Here is a 26,288-nt window from a genome sequence, read left to right on the forward strand (position 1 = left end):
ATGGCGGAGGGGCTGGCGTTTTCCTGCAATTGCGGGGCCTTGCGCGGTGAAGTCGCGGCGCAAGGCATCAAGACCGGTACCCGCGTTGTCTGCTACTGCGCCGACTGCCGTGCCAATGAGCTGTACCACGGCCAGCCCGACCCGGCCCCGGACCCGGTCGACCTCTTTCAGCTCGCCCCTGATACCATCACCATCACCCAAGGGGCAGAGCATCTGAAGGCGCTCCGCCTCGGCCCCCGCGGGCCGTTGCGCTGGTTTGCCTCCTGCTGCGGCACGCCCTTTGCCAATACGCTGGCCAAACCCGGCCTGCCCTTTGCCGGCATGCGCTCTGATCTGTTCCAGGACAAATCCGCCCTGGGCAAGATCCGGTCCAGGGCCTTCATCCCCGCCCCCGGCAAGCAAGCCCGCACCAAGGGCGGAGGCGCCATGGCCTGGGGCATCCTCAGCCGGATGATCACCGCGCGGCTGTCCGGCCGGTGGAAGGAGACGCCGTTCTTTGATGCGGAGACCGGAAAACCTGTGGCGGAGCCGCAGCTGATCAGCAAGGCAGAGCGCGCGAAACTTTATCCCTGAGCGTAAAGGGCGGTCTCCGCAGCGGGTTCGGCTACCGGCTCTGCCAGCCAGTGCAGCAATGCCCGGTTCACGGCATCCGGCTGCTCCAGCACTGGAAAATGACCGGCATCCGGCAGGATTTCCAGCCGCGCCTCCGGGATCAGCTGTGCCAGCAGGTCCAGCTTGGCCGGGGGTACGATCGTGTCATGCTCTCCGCCGAGAACAAGCGTAGGCACATGCACCCGCCGCATTGCGGCCTGCTGGTCCGGCCTCCGCTGCAATGCGCGTGCCTGCGCCACATACATCTCCGGCCCCAGCTCCATCCCCATCCGGCAGAACAGCTTGTGCACCTCCAGCCGCAAGGGGCCCGGGGCAAGCGCTTCCGCCGGCAATGTCTCGCGCAGCACATCCTCCAGCCGTCCGGCGCGCGCCGCGACGATCTGCGGTTCCCGGCTGGCGGCCTGGTCCGGCGTCTCGGCCAGCGGACTGGCCCCGATGATACACAGGCGGCTGATCCGTTCCGGGGCCCGGCGCACCAGTTCCATCGCCAGAATGCCGCCCATGGAAAACCCCGCCAGCGCAAAGCGCGGCGGCAGATGGCTCAGCATCCGAGCGGCGATCTTCTCTACCGTGTCACCGCCAGCCAGCGGCAGCACCATCACCGGCATGCTGCCGGAAAATGTCCTGACCTGAGCGTAAAAGATCCGGCCGTCGCACATCATACCCGGCAGCAAAACCAGGGGTTCGCGGCACGGTTGCTGATCATAAGGCATGTCCTGCCCTCGCGGTTTGCCTCCCACCCGTTTGTCAACTCTGTGGACGGAAAACCCTTAGATCAAGAAAAACCTCGGGGCGGCGGCAATTTACAGAAAAGCTGCCGCCACCCTGCCACGCTCAGTAACCGTTCCAGCGGAACGCGCCGTCCTCCGCCAGCGGCGAGAACGGGTTGAAGGCGATTTCCCAGACATGCCCGTCCGGGCTGCGGAAATACCCGTGATGGCCGCCCCAGAACACATCCTGCGCAGGCTTCAGCACCTCCGCACCGGCGTCCTCTGCCGCGGCCAGGAGCTGTGCCACCTCTTCCTTGCTGCGGGTGTTGTGGCTCAGCGTTATGGCACCGGTTCCCAGAGCCTCAGGCGGCAGGCCGACATCTTCCGCCAGCGCCACCAGCGGATAGAGACCCAGTGTCTGCGAAATCAGATCAAATGCAATGACGCCATCCGGGCTTTCGGCCCGTTTCCAACCCAGAGCCTCGTAAAAGGCGGCGGCCTTCTCCATGTCCGGCACGCCCAGCGTAATCAGGCTCACCCTTTGTTCCATTACTCAAATCCTTTTGTGTTCAACCAACTTAATATCCCATCCACCGTTGCCTGCGTCTGGCTGGGCGATACGATGTCTCCGGCCAGAATATGGCCGTGCACATCGTCTGCAGCCCCCGGCGGCACCAGATTCACCGCAACCGGACCACCCCAGGCTGCGGCAACCTCCGCAGTGATGTCAGGCCGCACCACCTTATCGCCATCTGAATACCAGAACAATGCAGGAACATCCGTTTGACTGAAGTCCAGTTTGCTGACCGTTTTCAGCATTGCCGCCATCGGAAGCACGGCCTGCGACGGGTACCGCGTGGTCCAGAACCGCCCATAGGCTTCGCTGCGCACCGGCAGCTCTACCTCGCGCGCGGCCAGCGGCGGCAGCCAGTAGCGTGAAGCGGGCCAGGTCAGCAGCGGAGCAAAAACCGTGTTCAACCCGTAGTTCGGCGACATCAGTACCATTGCATCAATGCTCTGCGACAACTCCGCATCCAACGCCGCCACCGTGGCGAGGGTTGCACCCGTGGAATTGGCGATAACCACGACCCGCTTCCCCACCTGTGCCGCCGCCGCCAGCGCCTCTGCCGTGTCCTGCATCCAGGCCTTGGGCGTGGCCTCCAGCATTGCAGCCCCGGAACGCCCGTGGCCGGTCAGCCGGGTAAACACCAGATTGGCGCCCAAGGCTTCAGCCACCCGGTCCGGCACCGGGCGGATTTCCTCGGAGGTCGCGGAAAACCCATGGATGTAGAGGACCGACACTGGCGTCCGTGTCTCTGCCTGCCCAGCCCAAACCACGCGCTTTTCCGTGCCAGGCGTAATGTCGCCGTAGCGGCTCTCGACGCTTTCAAAGTAGACCTGAACGCCTTCACCAAACTTGCGCGCATCAAAACTGGTAGTGAGGTCCACGTCCTCATAAGGGCCAAAGACCGTCAGCGCCGCAACGGGCACCGCCAGGGCCAGCAGCCCCCGTCCCAAGCCGCTCCCGAACCTGCGCATCAGGCGCCGCCCAGAACGTCCAGAACCGCGTCTTCGATCATCTTCAGGCAGGCCTCATCCGAGAAGCGGTGATCGGCATCTTTCACCAGGTTCAGCCGCATGTCCGGGCAGGTTGCATGATCCATCAGCCGCAGCGCGGTCTCTGTCGACACCGCCGTATCTGCTGTTCCCTGCAGGCAGCGCACCTTGAACGGCAGGAACAGCGGCGTACGCAGCAGCAGCCGCTTGCGCCCGTCCTCAATCATCCGTTTCGAGATGTGATAGGGCTCCATATAATCGCTCGGGAGCTCTACATAACCGCGGCTCTCGAGTTCCGCCTTTTGCGCCTCCGAGAAATTTGCCCAATAGCCGTCCTCGGTGAAGTCCGGCGCTGCGGCGATAGTCACCAGGCCCTTGATCCGCTCCGGCATCTCGCGCGCCAGCAAGAGCGCCTGCCAACCACCCATCGAAGACCCTACAGGAACGATCTCCCCCTCAGTCAGCTGCGCCACCGCCTCCAGCGTGTCCTCGTGCCAGTCGCCGATGCAACCTTCCTCGAACGTTCCTGAGCTTTCGCCATGGCCGGAATAGTCGAACCGCAGAAACGCCTGCCCGCGTGCCTTGGCCCAGGCCTCCAGATGCACCGCTTTGGTGCCCTCCATGTCCGACTTCAGCCCGCCCAGGAACACCACGCACGGCCCCTGCCCCTCGCTCTTGTGATAGGCAATCCGGCGGCCCTGAGAGGTCTCAAGGTAAGATGCAGCTGGCATGTCTTTGCTCTCCTGTGCTTTTCCCAAGATGTGGCACGGCTCCGCCCGCCCCGCAAGCAGGTGCACAGCCTGCTTGCAACTCCCCCGCTGCCTTCCTTATGGTCCGCAAAAATTTTTTGAAGGACCGTGGGGGCATGTTCAGACTCATCAAGGGCGTTTTCACTGGCGCCGCCATCCTTGCGGTGGCCCTTGCGACAGTTTGGGCGGTTATGGCCCTGTGGTACCGTCTGCCGTTTGAAGCTCTGGGCCGGGGTGCGCTGGCGGGCGGCATTGCCCTCTTGGGTCTTGCCGTCATTGCCGGGCTGTTCCGCCGCCGCGCCTTGCGCGCGCTCACTACTTTCGTTCTGGCACTGGCTGCGGTGATCCTGTGGTGGTCCACCCTCACCCCGCCCGCAGACCGCAACTGGTCGCCCGATGTGGCCCGCCAGGTGACCGGCACGGTCGAGGGCGACATCCTCACCCTAAGCGGCGTTCGCAATTTCACCTGGGACACACCGGAAAACTTCACCGAGGCCTGGGAATCCCGCAGTTACGATCTGACCAAGCTGCAATCCACCGACCTGTTCATGTCCTACTGGGCCGGGCCGCAGATGGCGCATATGATCGTCAGCTTCGGCTTTGAGGGCGGCGAGCATATCGCCTGGTCGGTTGAGGTGCGGCGCCAGCTGGGCGGCGGTTTCTCCCCCATCGCCGATCTGTTCAAATCCAACACGCTGGTTCTGATCGCCGCGGATGAACGCGATCTGGTCGGGACCCGCACCAATGCCCGCGGCGAAGACGTGCAGCTTTTCCGCATCGGCGTCAGCCCCGACACCGGCCGGGAACTGCTGCTGAAATACGTCGAGACCGCCAACAGCCTGGCAGCACAGCCCCAGTGGTACAACTCGCTGACCACCAACTGCACCACGGTAGTGATGACCCTGATCCGCAGCTTCGCGGAGGACGTGCCGCTGGACTGGCGGGTGCTGGCGAATGGCTACCTGCCGGAATTTGCCTGGGAACAGGGCGTTCTGGATCAAAGCCGCAGCGTCGAAGACCTGCGCGCGCTTGGCAGCATCACCCCGATCGCGCAGGCGCATGGGGTCGGTCCCGACTACTCCGCCATGATCCGCGAAGGCGTGCCGGCGCCCGCACAGGACTGACCGGCATCTTTATGGTTTAAAATACCCCGGGGAGCGCGAGGGGCTGGCCCCTCGCTTGCCTGACGGCTGATCAGGACAGACTAGCGGCAGGTGTCCCGTCGGCCTTCTGAACCTGCAAGCGGCCTAGCAGGTTCCGGATCCGGCTCAGCATCTCCCCGGTCTGCACGGCCTTCTCCGCGTTTGCCCCGCCTTCGATCTGCGCGCCATGCTCATAAGACAGATGGCGGTGCGACAGGATCTTTTGCGACTGGCACAGCGCGGTTTCAATCAGATCCACATCTTCAACCGTCAGGTCAAAGTTCGGGTTCGGGCGGGTCATTGGAACACTCCTGGTATGTCCTTGGGTCTCAGGTTTCGGTCACCCTGCCCTAGCGCCGCGTCCATGACAACAGTTTTTTTGTTATTTTTCAATTGCTTACCTGTATACATATATGTGCAATCGCATGCACAGGCACACAAACGGAAATTCCTGCGCAATTACAACCGCATGCAAAGCCGCCTTGACTTGCCTCTGTATTGGCAGCAAAACGCGCAGACCAAACACATACCCGCAACCGGGCGTTCTGTGGGCGCCAAACCGACGAGGAGCAGCCAGACTATGGCCCAAATCTCTCTCACTTTCCCCGATGGCAATGCACGATCCTATGACGCAGGCGTCACGCCCGCGCAGGTGGCCTCCGGCATTTCCACCTCGCTGGCCAAGAAGGCCATCTCCGCCACCGTCAACGATCAGCACTGGGATCTGCAGTGGCCGATCGACAGCGACGCCACCATTGCCATCCACACCATGAAGGACGAGGTCCAGGCCAATGAGCTGATCCGCCACGATCTGGCACATGTGATGGCGCGCGCGGTGCAAGAAATCTGGCCCGATACCAAGGTCACCATCGGCCCGGTCATTGAAAACGGCTGGTACTACGACTTCGACCGCGCAGCCCCCTTCACCCCCGAAGACCTCGGCGCCATCGAGAAAAAGATGAAGGAAATCATCAACAAGCGTGATGAGGTCCGCACCGAGGTATGGGAACGCGACCGCGCGATCCAGCATTACACCGACAACAACGAGCCTTATAAGGTCGAGCTGATCGAGAGCATCCCGGGCGATGAGCCGCTGCGCATGTACTGGCACGGTGACTGGCAGGACCTCTGCCGCGGCCCGCACCTGCAGCACACCGGCCAACTGCCGGGCGATGCGTTCAAGCTGATGTCGATTGCCGGCGCCTACTGGCGCGGCGACAGCTCCCGCGCGATGCTGCAGCGCATCTACGGCGTTGCCTTCACCGGCAAGGAAAAGCTGAAGGCGCACCTCCACATGCTGGAAGAGGCCGCCAAGCGCGACCACCGCAAGCTGGGCCGCGAGATGGACCTGTTTCACATGCAGGAAGAGGCACCGGGGCAGATCTTCTGGCACCCGAACGGTTGGACCGTCTACACCCAGTTGCAGGACTACATGCGCCGCCAGCAGCGCAAGGGCGGCTATGTCGAAGTGAACACCCCGCAGGTCGTGGACCGCAAACTGTGGGAGGCCTCGGGCCACTGGGACAAGTACCAGGAGAACATGTTCATCGTCGAAGTGGACGAGGAACACGCCCGCGAGAAGGCTGTGAACGCTCTGAAGCCGATGAACTGCCCCTGCCACGTGCAGATCTTCAACCAGGGCCTCAAGTCCTACCGCGACCTCCCGCTGCGCATGGCCGAGTTTGGCTCCTGCAACCGGTATGAGCCCTCGGGCGCACTGCACGGCATCATGCGGGTGCGCGGCTTCACCCAGGACGACGGCCACATCTTCTGCGCCGAGGATCAGATCGAATCCGAAACCGCGGAATTCATCGACTTCCTGTCGAAGATCTACAAGGATCTGGGGTTCGAGAAGTTCTCGGTCAAATTCTCCGACCGCCCGGACACCCGCGCCGGGTCCGATGAAGTCTGGGACAAGGCAGAGGCCGCGCTTCTGTCCGCCACCCGCGCCGCCGGGATCGAACCGGAACTGAACCCGGGCGAAGGCGCCTTTTATGGCCCCAAGCTGGAGTTTGTGCTGACCGATGCCATCGGCCGTGACTGGCAGTGCGGCACCCACCAGGTGGACTTCGTGCTGCCGGAACGCCTGGACGCCACCTATATCGGCGCCGACGGTGCCAAGCACCGCCCGGTCATGCTGCACCGCGCCACCCTCGGCTCTTTCGAGCGTTTCATCGGCATCCTGATCGAGGAACACGCAGGCAAGCTGCCGTTCTGGCTGGCGCCGCGCCAGGTTGTGGTCGCCTCGATCACCTCCGACGCCGATGACTACGTGCAAGAGGTCGTGGCCGAGCTGAAGAAGGCCGGCGTGCGCGCCGAGGCTGACATCCGCAACGAGAAGATCAACTACAAAGTCCGCGAGCATTCCGTGGGCAAGGTTCCGGTCATTCTCGCCGTCGGCCACCGCGAGGTGGAGGAGCGCACCGTCTCTGTCCGCCGCCTTGGCGAAAAGCAGACCAAGGTGGAAAGCCTCGAAAATGTTACAAAGTCGCTGGCGGTGGAGGCCACCCCGCCGGACCTTCTGTAACATTCCGTCCCGAAAACAGCATCAGCGGCCCCCATCCGGGGGCCGTTTTGTTTCAAAATCCGGTAAAACCCCGCGATTTCAGCTCTTTGCGCTGCAATCCTGTCTCACATACGCTGACGCAGACGTGAGACACGGCCTCGTGACTTAATTTCCTGAAAGCCCCGGGTTAGTGTTTTCCTGTCAACACGACACCGCATGTTAAACCGAAAGGAATTCACGAGATGTCGACCACCGCAAAATCCCTGGCCGTTGCCAGCGCCGTTGCCGCCGCTCTGACCGCAGCTTCGACCATCCCCGCTGCTGCTGCCACCAAGGAAAAATGCTACGGCGTTTCGCTGGCAGGCCAGAACGACTGCGCCGCCGGCCCCGGCACCACCTGCGCCGGCACCTCGACCACCGACTACCAGGGCAATGCCTGGACTCTGGTGGACGCAGGCACCTGCGAGGGCATGGAACTGCCCGCGATGGCAGACGGCACTGAGCGCAAGGGCTCGCTGGAGCCGCTGGAGCGCGACCTGCCGGCATAAGACCGGCTTGAATTCAGGGGCGGGAGTGTCAATTCCCGCCCCTTTTGCACCCGGACCACAGGACCCGCCATGCTTGACACTGCTGCACATGACAGGCTGCCCGCCGCCCCCGGCGTTGGCTACAAGCCGCAGCATTTCGCCCAGATCACCGCCGAACCGGGCAGCGTCAAATGGCTGGAAATACACGCCGAGAACTACATGGGCGACGGCGGACGTCCAATTGCGCAGCTGCGCCACCTGTCCGAACGCTTTGCTATGTCAGTTCACGGCGTCGGCCTGTCGATCGGCGGCGAGGGCGCCCTGGATGCGGACCACCTCGCCCGGCTCAAGCATCTGGTTGGCTGGCTGAACCCTGCCAGCTTCTCCGAGCATCTGGCCTGGTCCACCCACGACAGTCATTTCTACAACGACCTGCTGCCGCTGCCCTACACGGACACCAGCCTGCAGCGGATTTGTGATCATATCGACGAACTGCAGGACACCATTGGCCGCAGGATGCTGCTGGAAAACCCTTCCAGCTACCTCGCCTTTGCCGAGAGCACCTGGTCCGAGCCTGAATTCCTGGCCGAAATCTCCCGCCGCACCGGCTGCGGGCTGCTTCTGGACGTGAACAACGTCTTTGTGTCCGCCACCAACCTCGATTTCTCGCCCCAGGGCTACATCGACGCCTTCCCGCTGGACAAGGTCGGCGAGATCCACCTTGGCGGCCACGACGAGGATGAGGACGACCACGGCCGCCCGCTGCTGATCGACAGCCACGGGCGCGAAGTGGTGGATCCGGTCTGGGCGCTCTTGGATTACACGCTGGCAAAATCCGGCCCCAAGCCGGTGCTGATCGAATGGGACAACGACGTACCGGACTGGCCCGTGCTGGAAGCCGAGGCCGCCCGCGCCGCAACCGCGTTGGAGCGCGTTCCGGCATGAGTGTGACCCAGACAGAATTCACCCGCGCCATGATGGATGCGGGCCAGCCGGTGCCGGACGGTCTGATCGACCATCAGGCCCAGCCCGCCGGGCGCCGCTTCAGCGTGTACCGCAACAATGTGGCCGTCTCCCTGACCGATGCCATGCACAGCGCCTTTCCGGTGATTGCCAAGCTTCTGGGAAAGCAGAACATGGACGGGCTGGCAGGCATCTACCTGCGCCAGCATCCCCCTTCCTCACCGCTAATGATGTTCTACGGCGAACATTTCCCTGCCTTCCTCGAAGGCATGCAGCAGCTCAAGCACCTCGGCTACCTTGGCGATGTCGCCCGGCTGGAATTGGCCCTGCGCCGCGCCTACCATGCTGCCGATGCCGCGCCCATTACCCCTGACGCGCTTGGAGCCCTTCCGCCAGACCAGCTGATGAACACTTGGCTGACGCTTGCGCCCGCAGTGCAGGTCATCTGTTCGCCTTGGCCCGTCCACGCCATCTGGCGCTTCAACACCGAGGACGGCGCGCCCAAGCCTGAACCGCAGGCCCAGGATGTGCTGGTCACCCGTCCTGAATTCGACCCCATTCCCCAGGCTCTGCCCCTCGGCGGGGCCCTCTGGATCCGCGCCCTGATGAAGGGCGCCACCATCGGCGAAGCGCTGGAACAGGCCGCCGCCGCAGACGAAACCTTCGACCTGGGTGCCACGCTGGCCCTGCTGTTGCAGGGCCACGCGATCACCGGATTGGACAGCAAAGGGTAAATCCATGCACGCACTTGTCTCCATTCACGACGCCGTCTTCCGCCAGGTGGAAAGGGGCGGCAACTGGCTGCTGCCGCTGGCAGCGCGCTTTGTTTTCGCCTCCACCCTGCTGCTCTACTTCTGGAACTCCGGCCTGACCAAGCTGGGCGACGGCATCCTCGGCCTGTTCAGCCCTTCGATCGGCGCCTACAGCCAAATCTTCCCGAAACAGCTGGAGGCGGTCGGCTATGACGTCTCCCAGTTCGGGCTATTCCAGAAACTGGTTGTGCTGGCCGGCACCTACGCCGAGTTCATCTTGCCGCTGCTGATCGTGATCGGCCTTCTGACCCGCCTCGCTTCGCTTGGCATGATCGGCTTTGTCATCGTGCAATCGCTGACCGACATCTACGGCCACGGTGCAACCGACGACAAAACCCTTGGCGCGCTGTTCGACCGCTTCCCTGACGCGGTGATCCTGGACCAGCGGCTGTTCTGGGTCTTCTTGCTGGCGGTCCTGGTGGTCAAAGGCGCCGGAGCGCTCTCTGTGGACGCCCTGCTACGCAACCGGATGGAACCGGCCATCGCCTGACACTGAACAATTGGCAAAAACAAAAGGCGCCCTGCCCCCGGCAGCGGCGCCTTTTTCATGCGGTTCCGCTAAGGATCAGAAATGCGCCTTGGGCTCATCCGGCTTGCCCGCCGCCAGCGCCATCAAGCCGCCCACCGCAGCAAAGCTAAGCGGGAAGATGGTGAAGACATTGAGGCCAAAGCCCGCATACATCCCCGCCGCCGATCCCAACAGCAGGATACCACCCCACAAGGCCCGCGCCCGCGCCATCGCGCCGCCGGCAATCGCCAGCAGCGGCGACAGCACAGCCAGCAGCCGCAATTTCTCGACGTTCTCGACCTGTTCGGCCAGCCCCTCGACCTCGCCAAAATGCTCCACCGCGGCGGTATAGCCATAGCCGAAGAACCCCACCACCATGCCGAAAATCCCGGCGATGATCCCCAGAACAAGGGCTGCATTCCGCATTATACGTCTCCTGAAATCTGCCGTAACGACATATGCGCCGCCTTAGGCCGCGCCAAGGGCCGCCTTCGTGTTCTGATCCCATCCCAGGAATAATTCCCCGTTACGCTCAATCAGTGGCCGCTTCATCAGTGCCGGATGCGCGCGCAGCAGGTCCAGCGGCTCCCCCGCACGTTCTTCTTCGCTTAACCCCCGCCAAGTGGTGGAGCGGGTATTGACCAGCTTGACCCCGAACTGAGCATGGGCTGCTTCCAGCAGGCCGTCCGGCATCCCGTCCGTGCGGATATCGACCAGACTCGAATCCGGAAGCGCTTTCAACGCCTTACGGCAGGTATCGCAGTTCTTGAGTCCATAGATTTTCATGTTGCCTTCACTCTCCCCAGCCGGAATTCACACAATTTATGGTGGAATTATCCGGTTTCTCTTGATTTTCGGCCAACCCGTGTAAAACTCTAGGTTGTCCAGCCTCGCCTTGCCCTTCGCGGTCAGGGTACAGGCCGGATGCCCCGGGATGCCCCTGGGCGACGTGCAAAGTAGAAGGAGACACGGGAAATGCCAAGCGGCACCGTGAAGTGGTTCAACACCACCAAAGGGTACGGGTTTATTGAACCCGATGAAGGCGGCAAAGATGTGTTTGTGCACATTTCAGCGGTGGAGCGGTCGGGCATGACCGGCCTCGCCGACAATATGAAAATCGCCTATGAGCTGTCCGAAGGCCGTGATGGCCGGCAAATGGCAGCAGAGCTTAAGGCTGTATAGCCTATCAATTCTGCACTGCGCCCGGGTGCTGACTGGGCGCAGGCACTGCCAGCGGCCTCAGGACCGCCGCAGGTATTCCACCATCACACAGGCCGGATCGCTGTCGCGAAGCACTGTTTCTCCGGCCTTGAACCACTTGTCTGCCTGAAACTCCGGGAAATAGGCATCTGCATCCTCGATGGTCAGATCCACCTCGGTGACCAGCAGCCGGTCCGCCATATCCAGCATCCCACGATAGATCCCCTCACCGCCAATGCCATAGACGCGCCGGTAGCCTTGCGCATAGGCTGCTTCCACCGCCGCCTCGATCGACGGAAGCACAATCTCCGCTGCCTGCGGGTTGGAGGACACCACCAGATTGAGCCGGTTCTTCAACGGCTTCACCGGCAGGCTGTCCCAGGTGTTGCGGCCCATGATGATGGCGCCGCCCAGGGTCTCACGCTGGAACGCCTTCAAATCCTCCGGCGCAAACCAGGGGATATCATTGTCCTTGCCGATGGCACCGTTGCGCGCCCGCGCAGCGATCAGGGTAATCATGCCTGTTGTCCTTGCCCGTGTTACTTGCCTGTCAGACCGCCACCGGCGCCTTGATCACTGGGTCGGGGTCATAGTTCAGGATTTCAAAGTCATCAAAGGTGAAATCGAAAATCGAATTCACCTGCCGCTTGATCTGCAGCTGCGGCAGCGGCTTGGGACTGCGCGAGAGCTGCAGCTGCACCTGCTCCACATGGTTCGAATAGATATGCGCGTCGCCCATCGTGTGCACGAAATCCCCAGCCTCGTAACCGGTCACATGCGCCAGCATGGCCAGAAGCAGAGAATAAGACGCGATGTTGAACGGCACCCCCAGGAACATGTCGGCGGAGCGCTGATAGAGCTGCATGTGCATCTTGCCGCCTGCAACCCGCACCTGCCACAGCGTATGGCAAGGCGGCAGCGCCATGTCCGGCACATCCGCAGGGTTCCAGGCTGAGACGATCAGGCGGCGGCTGTCCGGGCTTTTGCGGATCATCTCCACCAGATCCGAAATCTGGTCGACACTGCCCGCACGGTACAGCGGCTCATCCCCTAGGGTCCCTTCAGCCAGTTCCAGCTTGGGAAAGCGGCGCCACTGGTGGCCGTAAACCGGTCCCAAGTCGCCGTTCTCATCCGCCCACTCGTCCCAGATCGACACCCCGTTTTCCTTCAAGTAGCGGATGTTGGTGTCGCCGGACAGGAACCACAGCAGCTCATGAATGATGGAGCGCAGATGCAGCTTCTTGGTGGTCACCAGCGGAAAGCCTTCCGCCAGGGAATAGCGCGCCTGCATCCCGAAACAGGACAGCGTTCCGGTGCCGGTCCGGTCATCCGACGGCACCCCGTGATCCAGAATGAATTGTAGCTGATCGTGATACTGCTGCATTTCCGCCCCCTGCCGCTGCCCGGAATATCACCCCGGCATACTCAATGCCACGCCGCACGCCAAGACAGAAAATACCCCCTTTGGCACCCCGTCACCCTACCATATCTGCCACTCAACGCGATACAGGAAACTACATGCAGGTAGCGCATCCGCCACGGTTGCGCCCAAAACCGCGCTGTTCAATTGACAAGCGCAGCGCTGCGGCCGAAGGTAGCGCAAAACGATAAAACATATTGAGGTAGAGGCAGATGAGGCGCTTTTGGCTAGGGCTCGCGGCAGCGTCCGTGGTGTCCGCATGCGGCGGGGGGAATCCCTTCACCACAACGACTGATGACGATACGGACACCGGCACGGATACCGAGTCGGCGATCCCAGATGCTTTGGCAAACGATCTTGAAAGCGTTAGCTATGACCCGTCCAATCAAACGCTGACCGTGTCAGGCGTGAGTTTGGATGAAACACCGTTCTCCGCCTCCTACGTTCGCAAGACCGCCCTAGACCGGGACGGTTACGAAGCCTACACGGTTCAAGACTCGTCCCTTGACCGCCATTCCACCGCCTATGTCCGCCAGATCGAGGGCGGATACGCCGTTGTTGTCGCAACAGGCGGGCAGTTCAACTACTACTTCGCCGGTACAAACTATGGCCGCACCGGCAGCTATTCTGCGCCAGACACGGATCAGCCTTCTGGCGGTCTCGTCAGTTATGCAGGGTCGTATGTAGGCCTCTTGAACACTGCTGGAAGCGGAGAAGACCTTCTTCCTGTTGCCGCCGGTACGCCATCGGAGCTTCAGCCCGACCAAGCCGCGGAAATAACGGGAGATGTGTTTATTAACGCTGATTTCGCCGATAACACTGTAAACGGCCTGATCTACAATCGTGCCGTTACGGACAACGGGTCAGCGTCTCCAGCCAATTTGGAGCTGGCACCGACGTCCATTACCGAGGACGGAACGTTCACTGGTGATGTTTCGATCGACAAAACCAATTTCGGCGAGTACGGTGGGATATTCTCCGGCACTGATGCAGCAGCCGTAGCTGGGAGCGTTCACGCTACAGGTCATATCGACGGGTATTCTTCAGACATTGAGGAATACGGCGTGTTTGTTCTCGGGCAATGCGGGGGCGACAACAGCGACCCGGTCTGCGATCAGCCAACCCCGTAAACATGCACAGGTTTGTGGCAGCATTTGTTGGGCTGGCCGTTTCCATCGGCCAGCCACAGGCACAGGAGTCCCCGAAGACTCAGGCCCATCTGACATTGGAGCAAGGTCAGATTCTGGCTGCGCACGCTCTCGACAACGGCAATCCGCAGCTGGCCTTGCGGGTGTCTGACGCGCTGCTGCAAGCCAATCGCAAGAACCACATAGCCTGGCAGCTGCAAGCGGTGGCCTATGCCCAAGCCGGTCAGCACGCCAAAGGCCGCAAGGCCGCCGCCCGTGCTTTTCGCTTTGCTCCCGACAGTGCCGCCAAGTTCCAGATGGGCCAGCTGGCCTCGCGCCTGGCGTTCCAGGGCGGCAGCCCGGCCTTGTCTCAATACTGGCTGCGCCGGACGGCAGTTCATTCCCCGGACAGCAAATCCGACGCGCTGATTGCCAAGGATTACCAGGCCCTGCGCCGGATCAGCCCCTGGTCCTTCCGCCTCAGCGGCGGGGTGAAACCGTCGAACAACGTGAACAACGGCTCTGACGCGGCGACTCAGGAAATCGACGGGCTCAGCTCTCACCAGAACAGATTCGGCCCGCGCGCCATTGCCCTTTCCGGTCTTATCGGAACCCTGGACAGCAGCCTCGGCCGCCGCCTGCGGCAAAGCGAAACCAGCCTGACGTCTCTCAGCGGGCGCCTCTACGTCCAGCGCGTCGCCCTGTCTTCCAGCGCCAAGGAAGAAGCCGCCGCACTGGCTGCGCAGACCGGCACCAGCGTGCCCCGCAATTCCGAATTCGGCTCCACCTACGGCGAAATCACTCTGAGTCACGCCTTTGCCGCAGGCCCCAAGGAAAGCGCCGGCAGTGCCCGTGTCGCCCTGACCGGTGCAACCTCCTGGTATGGCGGCAGGCGCAACTACAATCTGGTAAAGCTGTCAGGCGCCCGCAGCTGGGCCCTCTCCAGCCAGAACCGGCTCACCATCAACGGCAGCGCCGAACACCGGATTGATCCGCGCCTGAGCTTGCTGAGGGCCGACGTGTTCGGCCTCGGCGCCTCGCTGTCGCGAAAGCTGGAAAACGGCAACAGCCTCAGCTTCTCCCTTGGATTGCGCGACACCCACACCAGCAATGTCAACTCCGCAGGAACTACGGCAACCCTGCGCATCGGCTACGCTATTGCAGAGGCCATCGGCCCGGCCAAAGTCAGCACAGGACTGATTTTGGGAGCCGCCGACTATCCCGATCACATTTTCCACAACGGTTTTGGCTGGCAAACCATACCCGGCGGCCGCCAGGATCAGTCGCTTTATGCGGATTTGAACGTATTCTTTGAAGATTATGATTACGCAGGGTTTGCCCCCATGCTGCGGGTCCGCGCGGGCAAGCGCAGTTCCAATCACAGCCGCTTTGACAGTTCGGAATTTTCCGTTTCTCTGGGCATTGAATCAAAGTTCTGACCCCGTATCTGTTCAGCACGGGCCTGCACGGTGAATGCACCGGGGCCGCAAACCCAAACAGGAGACCGCCAATGCCCCTCACCTATCTGCACACCATGGTCCGGGTGAAAGACCTGGAGAAATCCATGGCCTTCTTTGCGCTGCTGGGCCTCAAGGAGACCCGCCGCTGGGACAACGAGCAGGGCCGGTTCACCCTGGTGTTCATGGCGCCCCCGGGTCAGGAGGACGCCCCGGTCGAGCTCACTTGGAACTGGGACGGGGACGACGCGCTGCCCAGCGACAGCCGCCATTTCGGCCACCTTGCCTATGGGGTGGACGACATTTATGCCGTTTGTCAGCACCTGATGGACAACGGCGTCACCATCAACCGTCCGCCGCGCGACGGGCACATGGCTTTTGTGCGCTCGCCCGACAATATTTCCATCGAACTGCTGCAAAATGGCGGGTCCCTGCCCCCGGCAGAGCCTTGGGCCAGCATGGAAAATACCGGCCACTGGTAAGGCAGGCCTTTGGCGACGGGACAAACGGCGGCTCATGCCATTGGAAAGGCTGCCTGGCCTGCCGGTGGCGGGCCGCAGAGCCTGGCATCAGATACAGCGGGAAGCGGCACGCAGCGCGCCCGGAAGTCAGGCGCAGGCTTAACCGCGGCCAACAGCAGCGCTGAGCCGCCGTGAAAACCAGGCTGCAAGGCCAGCAAGCCCCCCGGCCGGAACAGGCGCCAAAGGCCGAACGGCCAAGGCCAGCTTGCCACCCGGCCAGGATAAGAGCCTTTTGCAACTCCAAAAACCGGCGCAGCCCCCAATGGGGGCTGCCGGTGCCGTCTGATCGTCTCTTACAGACTTCGATCCCGGAAAAAGGGCGGCGCTTCTGCGGCCTTCTGCCGTGACCCCGTCCGGGGCCCGGCGCTTTCCCTTTGCTTTCGGTCAGAGCATGGTTTCCCCTCATGCCCTGTCAGCGGCCTGCCGGTGTTCCCCGGCTCTGCGGCCTCTTGCCTGCTGGTCTGTTTCCCAGTCTGGCTTCAGTAAATGTAGCGGATCTGATCCGACCAGTAGCGCTCCATCCGCTTCAGCGAGGCGGTAATGTCCTCGATCCCTTCGGAGGAAATCACGTTCTTGCCTTCCAGCCCTTCGGCATGGCGGGAGAACAGCGCTGACACGATGTCGCGGATCTCGCGGCCGCGCGGGGTCAGACGCACCCGGACGGAACGGCGGTCGATCTCGCAACGCTGATGGTGCATATAGCCCATTTCGACCAGCTTCTTGAGGTTGTAGCTGACGTTGCTGCCCTGATAGTAGCCGCGGGTTTTCAGTTCCCCGGCAGTCACCTCATTGTCACCGATGTTGAACAGCAAAAGCGCCTGGACCGCATTGATCTCCAGCACGCCGACGCGCTCAAACTCATCCTTGATGACATCCAGCAGCAGGCGGTGAAGGCGCTCAAGCAGACCCAGCGCCTCCAGATAGCCAGTCATGAAACCTTTGCGGTCCGTCTGGCCAATTGGCAATTCCATACTCATTCGCATCTCCGACTCGAATTTGCTTCTAAGACAAGATGCCAACAATTCCCGAAAAATCAGTTAAGCCGGAATTTTATTATTTTTGATGGGTTTGTGCTATGTCCGCCACGAGGGCGCGGAACCGCTCCTGCGGTTCCGCCTGACCGGTCACCCACTGGTACAGATCCTGGTCGTTTTCGTGCAGCAGTTGATCGTACAGATCCAGCTGCGCCGTATCCATCTGCTCCAGGCTTGCGGCTGCATAGGCTGACAGCAGGATATCCATTTCCTTGATACCCCGGCGCATTGAGCGCATCTGCAGCCGCTTCAGGCGGGTGGCACGGTCTTCTTGCATCATCAGGCCTCAGGCAGTTTCCGCTGCCGGCGCCTCGTTCACCTGCAACAGGCTCCGCAATTTCTTCTCCAGCCGCGCAGCACGCTCCGCGTTCTGGCGCATTTCGCTGCGCAGCGAGCGCAACTCGTTCAGGACGCTAGCAAAATCGCCTACTTCCAGTTCCAGCGGCGCCGGTTCGGACATGCCTTCACCCTCGCCGGTCAGCAGCCAGGACATCGACACGTTCAACAGGCCCGCCAGCATGGTCAGCTTGTTGGCGCGCGGCTCGGACAGGTCCCGCTCCCAGGCGCTGAGGGTCGATTTCTTGACGCCGATACGGCGTGCCAGCTGGCCCTGGGTCATCCCGCCCGCTTCGCGCGCCGCTGCAACGCGGTCGCCGAAAGTTGCTGCATCCGGGCCATACCAGTCTGTGTTCTGCTCAGTCATTGTCAGTTCTCCTAACTCAAAGTGCCAATGCAGCTTGATCGCTGTTTGGCGGCAACCTATGACAGTTCCGCACAACATACAAACCGGGGCACCGCCAATGTCTTTCCTGTCTGAGACCTTATCCCGCGTCAAACCGTCGCCGACCATAGCGATGACCGCAAAAGCGGCAGAGCTGAAGGCGGCGGGACGTGACGTCATTGGCCTGTCGGCGGGCGAGCCGGATTTCGACACGCCGCAGAACATCAAGGATGCGGCGGTTGCCGCCATTGCCGCGGGCAAGACTAAATACACCGCTCCCGACGGCATCCCGGAGCTGAAACAGGCCGTCTGCGCCAAGATGAAGCGCGACCATGGTCTCGACTACACGCCCGCGCAGGTCTCTGTCGGCACCGGCGGCAAGCAGACGCTGTACAATGCCCTGATGGCCACACTGAACGAGGGCGATGAGGTGGTGATTCCCGCCCCCTATTGGGTCAGCTACCCCGATATGGTGCTGCTGGCCGGCGGCACCCCGGTGATTGCCGAAACCTCGCTGCAAACCAATTTCAAGCTGACCGCGGATCAGCTCGAAGCCGCGATCACCCCCAAGACCAAATGGTTCATCTTCAACTCGCCCTCCAACCCCACGGGCGCGGGCTACAGCCGGGCAGAGCTGAAAGAGCTGACTGACGTGCTGATGCGCCACCCCCACGTTTGGGTGATGACCGACGACATGTACGAACACCTCGCCTATGACGGGTTTGAATTCTGCACCCCGGCGCAGGTGGAACCCGCTCTTTATGAGCGCACCCTCACCTGCAACGGTGTCTCCAAGGCCTATGCGATGACCGGCTGGCGCATCGGCTATGCCGCAGGCCCCGAAAAGCTGATCGCCGCCATGCGCAAGGTGCAGTCGCAGTCCACCTCCAACCCCTGCTCGGTCAGCCAATGGGCCGCGGTGGAGGCTCTGAACGGCACGCAAGCCTTCCTGGCGCCCAACAACGAAAAATTCGTCCGCCGCCGCGACCTGGTGGTCTCCATGCTGTCAGAGATCGAGGGCATCTCCTGCCCCGTGCCTGAGGGTGCGTTCTACGTCTACCCGTCCATCGCCGGGCTGATCGGCAAGACGACCCCGTCAGGAAAAGTGATTGAAACCGATGAGGATTTCGCCACCGCCCTGCTGGAGGAGGCAGACGTCGCTGTGGTCTTTGGTGCCGCCTTCGGCCTGTCGCCGAACTTCCGCGTCAGCTACGCGACCTCCGACGAAGCGCTGGAAGAGGCCTGCCGCCGCATCCAGACCTTCTGCGCCGCGCTGACCTGACAGGAGACACGAGCATGAGCGCCGATCTGCCGGAGTATTACTTCCGCGTCCGTGAGAACGGCGCTTTTGTCTTCCGTGTCGATACCGAGAACCGCAACCGGCGGATCGAGATGGACCAGATCGCCGTTGTGAACATCCGCAACGGCGAGATCAAACCGCACGGCCAGCGCCAGCTGACCGGTCAGGACCTCGCCGAGATCAAATCCTGGATGGCGGCCCGTGCCGCCACCCTGGCAGCCCGCGACGTGGACGACATCCACCGCGCCATCGACCATTTGAACCTCACCGCTCAGTGGGCCAACAGCCGCGCAACGGAGGAGCAGCTGGAAGACGTGACCGACGCGCTTTTGCTGGCGATGCACGACCTGCGCAGCGTGCTGGTGCGCAAAAAAGCCGACCGGCTGATGAAAGAGCGCAGCGGGGAATAAGACCGCCGCGTCAACCGCAGTACAGCGACCGCACGGAATATGACCGGAACCCGCTTTGAAACCGCGTCAGCTGGGGCGGGCTGAGAAATTGCGGCATGTGCCTCGGCAGACCCGGATTTCCCAGCACAAACAGGCTGCGCTGCCACAGCGCGTCCGGCGTGCCCGGCTCCACCCCGGTCAGGCCCAGGCGCCACCTCAGATGCAGAACAGCCCTTGCATGCATATTGCCGCCCAGGATGAACCCGCGGGGCGGCTCCGCCTGAATCCGGGACGGCTCAGCCCCCTCCAGGCTGGCAATCTGGCAAACGAATTGCCCTTTGACCTCGGCCCGCAACCCGCCGCCCGAAGACTCCCGTGTCAGCGTCACCAGATGACCAGCCTTAAGACCCGCACCGCGGACTGCAAACTCCAGCACCTGCGGCAGTTCAAACACCACGGTGTCAGGCCCGAACAGCCGCTCTTCATCCTTCCAGTCCCTGCCGCTGGCAAAGCGCAGCTTAAAGCGCCCCGGCGGCACCAGTACCTTAAAGAAGGCACCGCCCCGAACATAGGCCGCCAGTGCGTCACCGCCGCTGCCGGACAGCACCAGATAGTAATCAGCGCCTGCAGGCGATTTGACTTGCAGGGGAAACACTGCGGGCAGCCCCGTGCGGTTCCACATCAGCCCGGAACGGGGAGCCGCCTGCCGGTCCGCCTGTTCTGCCAGCGCCGCGGGCAGGCACAGAAACAGTCCGGCCAGTACCCCAGCCGCCAGCCGGCGCCAGGCCAGCCCTGCGAAGTCCTGCACCATGGCCTTCTGCTCCCGCCTGTCACAGACAGCGTAAGCCTAGCACAGCTGCAGGCCTTCCCAAACACAAGGCGCCCTTCCCAGGCAAAAGCCCGGGCCGCAGCGCCCGGCGTGATGTGAATGCTACGGCCCGGTTTCAATCACAGGCAGAAACCCCGATACTGCTGGCCGGCGCTCAAGATCCCGGTCTAAATCACAGCATAACAACAAAAGATGAGGGCCGGAGCACCATCCGCTCCGGCAGAGCAGATGCTTGAAGCGCAAAGACTTTGGCCCTACCGCCCGCGGCTGTTCGCCAAGGCGTTCCGCTACCAGTACGTGGTGTCGCGGCAAGTGGAACAGATCCATTCCTTTGCCCGCCGCACCTGCGGCCAATGGCATATTCATTCCGGCAAGGACTTGCCCGCCTGCACCCTGCATGATGCACAGGGCCGCCAATTCGGCGTCCTCCTAGGCATCGCAGTCGGCCCGGCGGGCCTCCTGTCCGGACCGCAGCAGCACCTGCCGCTGGACAGTACCGCTGCGGATTTCTGGAACCATCTTGAAGCCTTCATCACGGACACCGCAGGCCGTTTTGCCATCATCGCCGAAAGCGGTGGCCAAGCACGGTTTTACACCGATCCGGTCGCCATGATCGGCGCCGTCTATGACCCGCTGGCACGCCGCGTTGCCGCCTCTCCTCTGCTGGCGCTGGACCGTCCGGTGGTGCCCAATCCCAAAGTCGACCTGGATAACGTCGAAAACCACGGCGGCAAGATTTCCCTGTTCCATACAGCTGACAAGCATGTCCGGCGCCTCAATCCGAATTGTTACCTGGATCTGCGCACCTTCCGCGAGCACCGCTTCTGGCCCCGCGAGGACGACAGCCTGGACGCCCCGGCAGACCCGGTAGAGATCTACGACCGGATCTATGCCCAGGCCAGTTTCAACATCGGTGCCATTGCTGCTGCCCACCCAACGGCGCTGCCGGTGACCGGCGGCCAGGACAGCCGCCTGCTCATGACGTTTGCCAAGCCCCATGCGGGCCGCATCCGGCATTATTTCTCCCATATCAACAACTACGCAACACGGCGCGACGCCGCCATCGGCGGCATCCTGTGCCAGCGCCTGAACCTGCGCCATGAACCGCTGGACAAACGCGATTTTTCCCTGCCGGAAGCCGAAGTCGAAAAGCGGCGCAGCATCTATCACCTGACAACCGGCGCCCCGATGCCGCCGCCGCTTGAGCATCTGAACGGCACTGCCAACGGCCTGCCCGAAAACACCGTCATTCTGCGCGGCCATCAAACCGACCTTTTGCGTGCCGTCTTTGTGACGAGGCCGCAAGGGCTGTGGGATGTGATCAACTGGCAGATCAGAAAGCTGCTGATTGTGCCCAGCAATATGTTCGGGCCTGAAACGGCCGCGCTGTTCCGGGACGATTTCACTGCCTGGCAGCAGTCGCTGAACACACCCGCCCGCAGCAAAGCAGTCGATTTCCTGTTTCTTGAGGTCTACTACAGCTCCACCATCGGTGCCGTGTTTCCGGGCCTGTGGCAGCACTTCTACATGTCGCCCTTCAACAGCCGCAAACTGATCGCCTTGTCGCTCAGCTTTGCGGACAAGCACCGGGTAGAGTCGGTGCCGGTCTTCGACATCATTGAACGCTTTGCCCCGCAACTGTCGGATGTGCCCTTCGATTTCGAGGCCCCCGCGGACCTGGATGCGCTGCACGGCTGCGAGGGCAGTTACGGCCCCATGACCCGCGCACGCCGATTGGCCGCAATCAAGCGTCTGACCCGCGCGCTGCCGGACCAGGCCAGCCAGACCCGGCCAGAGGAAGAGCAGCCTGCAGCCGCAGCCGGAACGGCCTGACGGCCTCTCTGGAAGCGGAACAGCGCCCCCGCCGCTGCATTGGCAAAGCTTTGCCGCTACCGGCAGGGCTGCACCGCCGCCGCTGGACCCAGGCACCGCTCCGTGGTTGAGGTTGTGCTGTTTCCGCCGGGTCTCTGCCCGGCCCCTGGCAGAATACGAGACCGCTCATGCGCCCCGCTTTCCTCCTCCGCAGCTTACCGTTTCTCTGCGCCTTGGCCCTGCCGCATCCCGCTCTGGCCGGCGGGCCCTCGATCAAGGTTCAGGACAAGGGCAACCAGTACAAATACGAGTACAAGGATCATCGCTGCCAGTTCAAATACCACCTGAAATACGGCAAGGGGGACGCCAAGACCTCTTCCAAGGGCGACTGCTCCCATATTGCCCATTTCCCGCAATTTGCGCCGCCCGCTGCCTATGCGCGCGGCAGCAGCCGTCCGGCACCGCAGCCCGCGCCCTGGCCTTCTTGCAGCTCGCAAGCCCTGGGCCGCTTGCTGGGCGGCGCGGCTGGGGCAGCGGCAGGGTCCCGGGCCGGCGACGGCGACCTCGTCACGATTGCGGCCGGAACCGTGCTGGGCGCCCTGCTGGGCGGTGAAATCGGCCGCCGCCTGGGCGCGGACGACCGCCGCTGCATCGGCTCAGCGCTGGAATACGCAGGCAACAGCCAGGTCTTCGACTTCAGCAGCCCCCAGACCGGCCTCGCCTATGCGCTGCGCCCGCTGTCGCGCAGCAGCCAAAACGGCACGCTCTGCCGCAGCTTCGATGCCCGGTTTGACGGCGGTTCCTGGCGCCGCGGCCTGGCCTGCCGCGAGGGCGGCGAATGGCGGATCGTCAGCCTGGACTGACGGCCCGCCTAGGATATCAGGACGCCTTGGCGGCGGCGGCCTCCTTCATCGCATCGACACCCTTCTTCCACAGGTTGCCCTGCCACAGCTCTTCTAGGCCGGTCTCGCCGCTGGCCCCCTTGGTGGTCAGGTAATCGTAGTAAGACGTCGGCTTGTGCCCGGTGATGTTGTAGAAATCCGGGCTGCAGCGGGTGTAGAAGCCATTGGTCAGATACTCAAAGAATTCCGCCCGCGTGGCGCCGAAATCAGCTTCGAACTGCTCCATGGATTGCGGGCGGTATTCGATCTCCCGGCCCATCGCGCGGCCCAGATCGGCGGCAATTTCCGCCATCGACTGCGGCGCCGGGCCGGTGATGTCATAGAACTTGTTGCCGTGCCGCTCCGGACCCTCCGCCAGCACCACTGCCGCCGCCTCGGCAATGTCGCGTGTGGCGACAAAGGAATTGCGCATGCTGCCCAGAGGGTTGGAGAACCAGCCTTCGTTTTCAATGGTTTCGCAGTCGGTCTTCAACAGGTGATTCATGAAGAAGTTATTGCGCAGCGCGGTGACATTCAGCCCTGCATCAATCAGCGCCTTCTCGCCCCACCAGTAGTGCTGCAGCATCAGCGGTATGCCTGCGCCCGCGCGTGACGCATGGGTATCCGCATCATAGTCAGCGGTATTGGTATCCGCCCCCATGCAGCTGACGCGCACAACATGTTTGATCTGCGCCTTGCGCGCCCCCAGCGCCTTGCAGAAGTTCAGATGCCCCTCCAGCATCGGGTCCAGCGAGGCGGAATAAACCGCCGATACGCCCTCCAGCGCCGCGTCCCAGGTGGCCGGATCCGACAGGTCGAATTTCACGACCTCATCAGCTCCCAGCGCCTTCAGCTGTTCCGCCTTGGCTTCGCTGAAGTAGCAGGCGCGCACGGTGAACTGCTGCCCTTGCGCCAGCCGCGCCACCAGCTCGCGGCCGATGCGGCCGGTGGCCGAGGTGATAAGAACGATCGGTTTGGACATCGGGGGGGCCTCCTGAGGGCGCGGGCGCGTGGCTGCCCGGCGCTGCGGTTTCAAATCTGCGCAGACCCTACAGGCAAGCCGCCGGCGGCTGCCCCCGAAACCCGACGGGAAATGCACCGCAACCGCCACCCGCCGGACATGCAAAAAAGGCCCCGCAACCCGCGGGGCCTTTTCTGCGCTGTGCCGCCGCCTGCGCGGCTGGAAGGGACTATGCGCCTCCCCCCGAAAGGCAAGAGGGGTGCAAGTGACGGCACACTGGCGGTTCAGCCCGGGATCAGCCCGCGTTGGCCAGAACGCCGGCTTCCATCGCCGCTGTGACCTCTTCCGCGTCGGCTTCGCCATCCGCATTGGCATCAATGGTGGCAAAGGTTTCCGCGGTCAGCTCCGGGAACGCCAGCTGAAGCTCTTCCAGCGAGAAAGTACCGTTGCCATCTGCGTCCAGCTCTGCAGCCAGGTCCTTTGCAGCCAGCGGCGAAGCGGTCAGAGCAGCAACGGCGGCGGCGGTCAGGGCAAACTTTTTCATGTGAGACACTCCAGTCATCATTTGGTTTGTTGCAGCCCGCGGTGTGTCCCGCGAGCCGTGGCAAACAGCTAGGACGTGCCCGGTCGCGGCACCATCCCCCAACCGCATCCGGCCAAAACCCCGGCGCAACAGCGCCGTTTTTCCCGTTTCAAATAAGCAGGTTACCGCCCTCACAGCCGGGTCGGCCTTTGTCCGCGCAGGCCCGGCAGGCGTTCCTGCGGCTTTCCGCCCGCCCCGCGGAAAATGCACCGGAGCCGGGAACCAAACCGCACTCAGCAATTCGCGTTTTGCCGCAACGCAACCGAGGTTAAGGCCAGCTCGCAGGATTATTGCTAGACTCCGCACCTAGCCTCATCTTCCCGTGAGCCGCCGTTGCGGTACTGCCATGAAACCGAAAATCGAGAAACTGAACACGCTGGGGTCCCGCTATGCGGAGGCCATGGCGATGTGCGGCCTGGCCGATGATCTGCTCGATCCCGACCTGCTGGACGCCCGCCCCTTCCGCTTTGCAGAAGGCGAGCATCTCTGCTCCCGCGGCGATCCGGCGACCTGCCTCTGGATCGTGGTTGAGGGCTCCGTTGCGATCCGGGAAGACGGCCACACGCTGTTTGTCCGCCGCCGCAACGAGGTGGTCGGAGAGCAGCATCTGGTCGGCAACGGCTACCAGCGGATCTATGACCTGGTGGCCAATGAGACCAGCGTCGAGGTGCTGGTGGTCGACAAGGCCAAGATTGAACAGCATCCGGAAGCCGGGAAGATCTGGCGCAACATCGCCAAGATCATCTCGATCAAGCTGCGTAGCGCCAGCCGCCGCACAGCCTCGCTCAGCCAGCAGCTGGCCGATGACACCCGCATTCTGCACGCCTACACCAACGAATACGCGCTCAGCCGCCGGATGCAGGCCGGCGCGGGCCAGCAGACCGGTTACGCGGTCGACCGGGCGGTGATCTGGTTCTCGGACGTTGTCAACTTCAGCGGCTACACCACCAGAACGCCGCCGGAGCGGATCGCCGACATCGTGCAGCGGTTCTTCAATGCCCAGACCCAGCCGATCCAGCAGCATGGCGGCCATATCGACAAGTTCATCGGCGACGGGCTGATGGCCTTCTGGGTGCTCGGAACCGCTGACGGCTCCGCCCGCAGCATCTGCACCTCCGCGCTGCGCGCCGCCGAGGAAGCGGTGGCCGCAGTGGCGGACATCTCCATCGGACAGCAGCCGCTCGGCCTGCGCATCGGCCTGCACGCCGGTTACGTTCTCAGCGGCGATTTCGGCTCCGCCACCCGCCACCAGTTCACCCTGATCGGCCCGGAGGTGAACAAGGCCGCCCGGCTGGAACAGGCGCATCAGGAAGACGTGATGGAGGGCGGGCAAATCGGGCCGGTCCGCATCAGCGCGGAGCTACGCAATGAACTGGGCGGGATCGACCAGAAGCACTACGGAAGCAAATTCGCCGTCCGTGCCAAGAACATCGGCACGCTGGAGTTTTTCACCAGCTGACAGACGGGGGCAGGATTATTCTGCGATGTCCTCGGACCACAGCTCCGGCTTCTCGCGGATGAACCGCTCCATCAGCGCGATGCAGTCCGAATCCTCGGCAATCACCACCTCAACGCCCTTGGAGCGCAGGAAGTCCTCGTTGCCGCCAAAGTTCTGCGTATCGCCAATCACCACCCGCGGAATGCCGAACTGCACGATGGTGCCGCTGCACATCATGCAGGGCGACAGCGAGGTATAAAGCACCGTGTCCCGGTAGGTCTTTTGCCGCCCGGCCTTGCGCAGCGCATCCATTTCGCCATGGGCAATCGGGTCGCCCTTCTGCACCCGCTGATTGCGCCCCTGCGCCACCACCTGGCCGCCCCGCGCCAGCACTGAGCCGATCGGGCAGCCGCCCTCTTCGAATCCCGCCTTGGCTTCCTCATAGGCGATGCGCAGCAGGCGCTTGTCGTCATCTGTCATCATTTTGAAACTGCCCTTTCCGTTTTTGCTAGTATTTCAGTCCAGCCTC

The 26,288-nt window shown here is 62.7% G+C and carries 32 protein-coding genes; 16 read left to right on the plus strand and 16 right to left on the minus strand.

Annotation, left to right across the window (positions count from 1 at the left end):
- The gene (locus GC1_RS04450) at positions 1 to 573 is read left to right on the plus strand and encodes a DUF6151 family protein (protein WP_019295603.1); all 573 of its coding nucleotides are present in this window, start codon (positions 1 to 3) and stop codon (positions 571 to 573) included.
- Here GC1_RS04450 and GC1_RS04455 read toward each other — a convergent pair.
- From GC1_RS04455 to GC1_RS04470, 4 genes are all read right to left on the minus strand, one after another.
- Positions 564 to 1,325 (minus strand): alpha/beta fold hydrolase, encoded by a 762-nt coding sequence (locus GC1_RS04455; RefSeq protein ID WP_019295604.1) that lies wholly within the window; start codon positions 1,323 to 1,325, stop codon positions 564 to 566. The two genes, GC1_RS04450 and GC1_RS04455, sit on opposite strands and share 10 nt — an antisense overlap.
- A 121-nt stretch (positions 1,326 to 1,446) precedes the next feature.
- Positions 1,447 to 1,872, minus strand: a complete 426-nt coding sequence (locus GC1_RS04460; RefSeq protein ID WP_019295605.1) for a VOC family protein — start codon at positions 1,870 to 1,872, stop codon at positions 1,447 to 1,449.
- A complete protein-coding gene (locus tag GC1_RS04465; RefSeq protein ID WP_019295606.1) occupies positions 1,872 to 2,861 on the minus strand; it encodes an alpha/beta hydrolase in 990 nt (329 codons plus the stop codon). Before GC1_RS04465 ends, GC1_RS04460 begins: the two co-directional genes overlap by 1 nt.
- The gene (locus GC1_RS04470) at positions 2,861 to 3,610 is read right to left on the minus strand and encodes an alpha/beta hydrolase (protein ID WP_019295607.1); all 750 of its coding nucleotides are present in this window, start codon (positions 3,608 to 3,610) and stop codon (positions 2,861 to 2,863) included. Before GC1_RS04470 ends, GC1_RS04465 begins: the two co-directional genes overlap by 1 nt.
- Positions 3,611 to 3,744: 134 nt before the next feature.
- Between GC1_RS04470 and GC1_RS04475 the strand changes: the two genes are divergently transcribed.
- Complete coding sequence (locus GC1_RS04475) at positions 3,745 to 4,752, plus strand: Lnb N-terminal periplasmic domain-containing protein (protein ID WP_029204755.1); 1,008 nt, start codon at positions 3,745 to 3,747, stop codon at positions 4,750 to 4,752.
- Between the two features lie 70 nt (positions 4,753 to 4,822).
- On the opposite strand, the gene GC1_RS04480 is transcribed toward GC1_RS04475, so the two are convergent.
- Entirely contained in the window at positions 4,823 to 5,071 is a 249-nt protein-coding gene (locus GC1_RS04480; RefSeq protein ID WP_019295609.1) for a hypothetical protein, read from the minus strand.
- Between the two features lie 279 nt (positions 5,072 to 5,350).
- Between GC1_RS04480 and thrS the strand changes: the two genes are divergently transcribed.
- The 5 genes from thrS (at position 5,351) to GC1_RS04505 (ending at position 10,068) form a co-directional block, all read left to right on the plus strand.
- Positions 5,351 to 7,297: a threonine--tRNA ligase gene (thrS, locus tag GC1_RS04485; RefSeq protein WP_019295610.1), complete on the plus strand. Its 1,947-nt coding sequence runs from the start codon at positions 5,351 to 5,353 to the stop codon at positions 7,295 to 7,297.
- Positions 7,298 to 7,518: 221 nt separating this feature from the next.
- Positions 7,519 to 7,824: a BufA1 family periplasmic bufferin-type metallophore gene (locus GC1_RS04490; RefSeq protein WP_019295611.1), complete on the plus strand. Its 306-nt coding sequence runs from the start codon at positions 7,519 to 7,521 to the stop codon at positions 7,822 to 7,824.
- Positions 7,825 to 7,893: 69 nt separating this feature from the next.
- Positions 7,894 to 8,748 carry an MNIO family bufferin maturase gene (gene bufB / locus GC1_RS04495; protein WP_019295612.1) on the plus strand — a complete coding sequence of 285 codons (855 nt, stop codon included), beginning with the start codon at positions 7,894 to 7,896 and terminating at the stop codon, positions 8,746 to 8,748.
- A complete protein-coding gene (locus GC1_RS04500; protein ID WP_019295613.1) occupies positions 8,745 to 9,500 on the plus strand; it encodes an HvfC/BufC N-terminal domain-containing protein in 756 nt (251 codons plus the stop codon). The genes bufB and GC1_RS04500 overlap by 4 nt, the downstream gene beginning before the upstream one ends.
- Before the next feature lie 4 nt (positions 9,501 to 9,504).
- On the plus strand, positions 9,505 to 10,068 hold the full coding sequence (locus GC1_RS04505) for a DoxX family protein (RefSeq protein ID WP_019295614.1): 564 nt from the start codon (positions 9,505 to 9,507) through the stop codon (positions 10,066 to 10,068).
- Positions 10,069 to 10,143: 75 nt separating this feature from the next.
- Here GC1_RS04505 and GC1_RS04510 read toward each other — a convergent pair whose 3' ends face one another.
- Together GC1_RS04510 and GC1_RS04515 are read right to left on the minus strand one after the other, a co-directional pair.
- Positions 10,144 to 10,512 (minus strand): hypothetical protein, encoded by a 369-nt coding sequence (locus tag GC1_RS04510; RefSeq protein ID WP_019295615.1) that lies wholly within the window; start codon positions 10,510 to 10,512, stop codon positions 10,144 to 10,146.
- A gap of 42 nt (positions 10,513 to 10,554) precedes the next feature.
- Positions 10,555 to 10,872, minus strand: a complete 318-nt coding sequence (locus tag GC1_RS04515) for an arsenate reductase family protein (RefSeq protein ID WP_019295616.1) — start codon at positions 10,870 to 10,872, stop codon at positions 10,555 to 10,557.
- A gap of 189 nt (positions 10,873 to 11,061) precedes the next feature.
- Here GC1_RS04515 and GC1_RS04520 point away from each other — a divergent pair, with 189 nt between their 5' ends.
- Positions 11,062 to 11,268, plus strand: a complete 207-nt coding sequence (locus tag GC1_RS04520) for a cold-shock protein (RefSeq protein WP_019295617.1) — start codon at positions 11,062 to 11,064, stop codon at positions 11,266 to 11,268.
- A gap of 57 nt (positions 11,269 to 11,325) precedes the next feature.
- On the opposite strand, the gene GC1_RS04525 is transcribed toward GC1_RS04520, so the two are convergent.
- Together GC1_RS04525 and GC1_RS04530 are read right to left on the minus strand one after the other, a co-directional pair.
- Complete coding sequence (locus GC1_RS04525) at positions 11,326 to 11,805, minus strand: dihydrofolate reductase (RefSeq protein WP_019295618.1); 480 nt, start codon at positions 11,803 to 11,805, stop codon at positions 11,326 to 11,328.
- A 31-nt stretch (positions 11,806 to 11,836) separates the two neighbouring features.
- The gene (locus tag GC1_RS04530; protein WP_019295619.1) at positions 11,837 to 12,670 is read right to left on the minus strand and encodes a thymidylate synthase; all 834 of its coding nucleotides are present in this window, start codon (positions 12,668 to 12,670) and stop codon (positions 11,837 to 11,839) included.
- 248 nt (positions 12,671 to 12,918) lie between these two features.
- On the opposite strand from GC1_RS04530, the gene GC1_RS04535 reads away from it, so the two are divergent.
- The 3 genes from GC1_RS04535 (at position 12,919) to GC1_RS04545 (ending at position 15,772) form a co-directional block, all read left to right on the plus strand.
- Positions 12,919 to 13,836: a hypothetical protein gene (locus GC1_RS04535; RefSeq protein WP_019295620.1), complete on the plus strand. Its 918-nt coding sequence runs from the start codon at positions 12,919 to 12,921 to the stop codon at positions 13,834 to 13,836.
- A gap of 14 nt (positions 13,837 to 13,850) precedes the next feature.
- Complete coding sequence (locus GC1_RS04540) at positions 13,851 to 15,272, plus strand: hypothetical protein (protein ID WP_237754555.1); 1,422 nt, start codon at positions 13,851 to 13,853, stop codon at positions 15,270 to 15,272.
- 71 nt (positions 15,273 to 15,343) lie between these two features.
- Positions 15,344 to 15,772 (plus strand): VOC family protein, encoded by a 429-nt coding sequence (locus tag GC1_RS04545; protein ID WP_019295622.1) that lies wholly within the window; start codon positions 15,344 to 15,346, stop codon positions 15,770 to 15,772.
- A 518-nt stretch (positions 15,773 to 16,290) separates the two neighbouring features.
- On the opposite strand, the gene GC1_RS04550 is transcribed toward GC1_RS04545, so the two are convergent.
- The 3 genes from GC1_RS04550 to GC1_RS04560 form a co-directional block, all read right to left on the minus strand.
- Positions 16,291 to 16,788 (minus strand): MarR family winged helix-turn-helix transcriptional regulator, encoded by a 498-nt coding sequence (locus tag GC1_RS04550; protein ID WP_193386808.1) that lies wholly within the window; start codon positions 16,786 to 16,788, stop codon positions 16,291 to 16,293.
- 76 nt (positions 16,789 to 16,864) lie between these two features.
- Positions 16,865 to 17,122 (minus strand): succinate dehydrogenase assembly factor 2, encoded by a 258-nt coding sequence (locus GC1_RS04555; RefSeq protein ID WP_029204757.1) that lies wholly within the window; start codon positions 17,120 to 17,122, stop codon positions 16,865 to 16,867.
- Between the two features lie 9 nt (positions 17,123 to 17,131).
- Complete coding sequence (locus GC1_RS04560) at positions 17,132 to 17,548, minus strand: helix-turn-helix domain-containing protein (protein WP_019295625.1); 417 nt, start codon at positions 17,546 to 17,548, stop codon at positions 17,132 to 17,134.
- Positions 17,549 to 17,645: 97 nt separating this feature from the next.
- On the opposite strand from GC1_RS04560, the gene GC1_RS04565 reads away from it, so the two are divergent.
- Positions 17,646 to 18,848, plus strand: coding sequence for a pyridoxal phosphate-dependent aminotransferase (locus GC1_RS04565; RefSeq protein ID WP_019295626.1), 1,203 nt, complete (start codon positions 17,646 to 17,648; stop codon positions 18,846 to 18,848).
- Positions 18,849 to 18,862: 14 nt separating this feature from the next.
- Complete coding sequence (locus GC1_RS04570) at positions 18,863 to 19,276, plus strand: hypothetical protein (protein ID WP_019295627.1); 414 nt, start codon at positions 18,863 to 18,865, stop codon at positions 19,274 to 19,276.
- A 10-nt stretch (positions 19,277 to 19,286) separates the two neighbouring features.
- Here the strand turns inward: GC1_RS04570 and GC1_RS04575 are convergent, their stop codons facing one another.
- On the minus strand, positions 19,287 to 20,066 hold the full coding sequence (locus GC1_RS04575) for a hypothetical protein (protein ID WP_019295628.1): 780 nt from the start codon (positions 20,064 to 20,066) through the stop codon (positions 19,287 to 19,289).
- 246 nt (positions 20,067 to 20,312) lie between these two features.
- Here GC1_RS04575 and GC1_RS04580 point away from each other — a divergent pair, with 246 nt between their 5' ends.
- Both GC1_RS04580 and GC1_RS21845 read left to right on the plus strand, forming a co-directional pair.
- Positions 20,313 to 21,917 (plus strand): hypothetical protein, encoded by a 1,605-nt coding sequence (locus GC1_RS04580; RefSeq protein WP_019295629.1) that lies wholly within the window; start codon positions 20,313 to 20,315, stop codon positions 21,915 to 21,917.
- 167 nt (positions 21,918 to 22,084) lie between these two features.
- Positions 22,085 to 22,759, plus strand: a complete 675-nt coding sequence (locus GC1_RS21845) for an RT0821/Lpp0805 family surface protein (RefSeq protein ID WP_019295630.1) — start codon at positions 22,085 to 22,087, stop codon at positions 22,757 to 22,759.
- 16 nt (positions 22,760 to 22,775) lie between these two features.
- Here the strand turns inward: GC1_RS21845 and GC1_RS04590 are convergent, their stop codons facing one another.
- Together GC1_RS04590 and GC1_RS04595 are read right to left on the minus strand one after the other, a co-directional pair.
- On the minus strand, positions 22,776 to 23,759 hold the full coding sequence (locus GC1_RS04590) for an NAD(P)H-binding protein (RefSeq protein ID WP_019295631.1): 984 nt from the start codon (positions 23,757 to 23,759) through the stop codon (positions 22,776 to 22,778).
- A gap of 274 nt (positions 23,760 to 24,033) precedes the next feature.
- Positions 24,034 to 24,282, minus strand: a complete 249-nt coding sequence (locus GC1_RS04595; RefSeq protein WP_019295632.1) for a calcium-binding protein — start codon at positions 24,280 to 24,282, stop codon at positions 24,034 to 24,036.
- 385 nt (positions 24,283 to 24,667) lie between these two features.
- Between GC1_RS04595 and GC1_RS21850 the strand changes: the two genes are divergently transcribed.
- Positions 24,668 to 25,780, plus strand: a complete 1,113-nt coding sequence (locus GC1_RS21850; RefSeq protein ID WP_019295633.1) for an adenylate/guanylate cyclase domain-containing protein — start codon at positions 24,668 to 24,670, stop codon at positions 25,778 to 25,780.
- A gap of 15 nt (positions 25,781 to 25,795) precedes the next feature.
- Here GC1_RS21850 and GC1_RS04605 read toward each other — a convergent pair whose 3' ends face one another.
- A complete protein-coding gene (locus tag GC1_RS04605) occupies positions 25,796 to 26,242 on the minus strand; it encodes a nucleoside deaminase (protein ID WP_019295634.1) in 447 nt (148 codons plus the stop codon).
- Positions 26,243 to 26,288 lie beyond the last annotated feature (46 nt).

It is taken from the genome of Leisingera sp. ANG1 (assembly GCF_000203975.2).
Lineage (GTDB): Bacteria > Pseudomonadota > Alphaproteobacteria > Rhodobacterales > Rhodobacteraceae > Leisingera.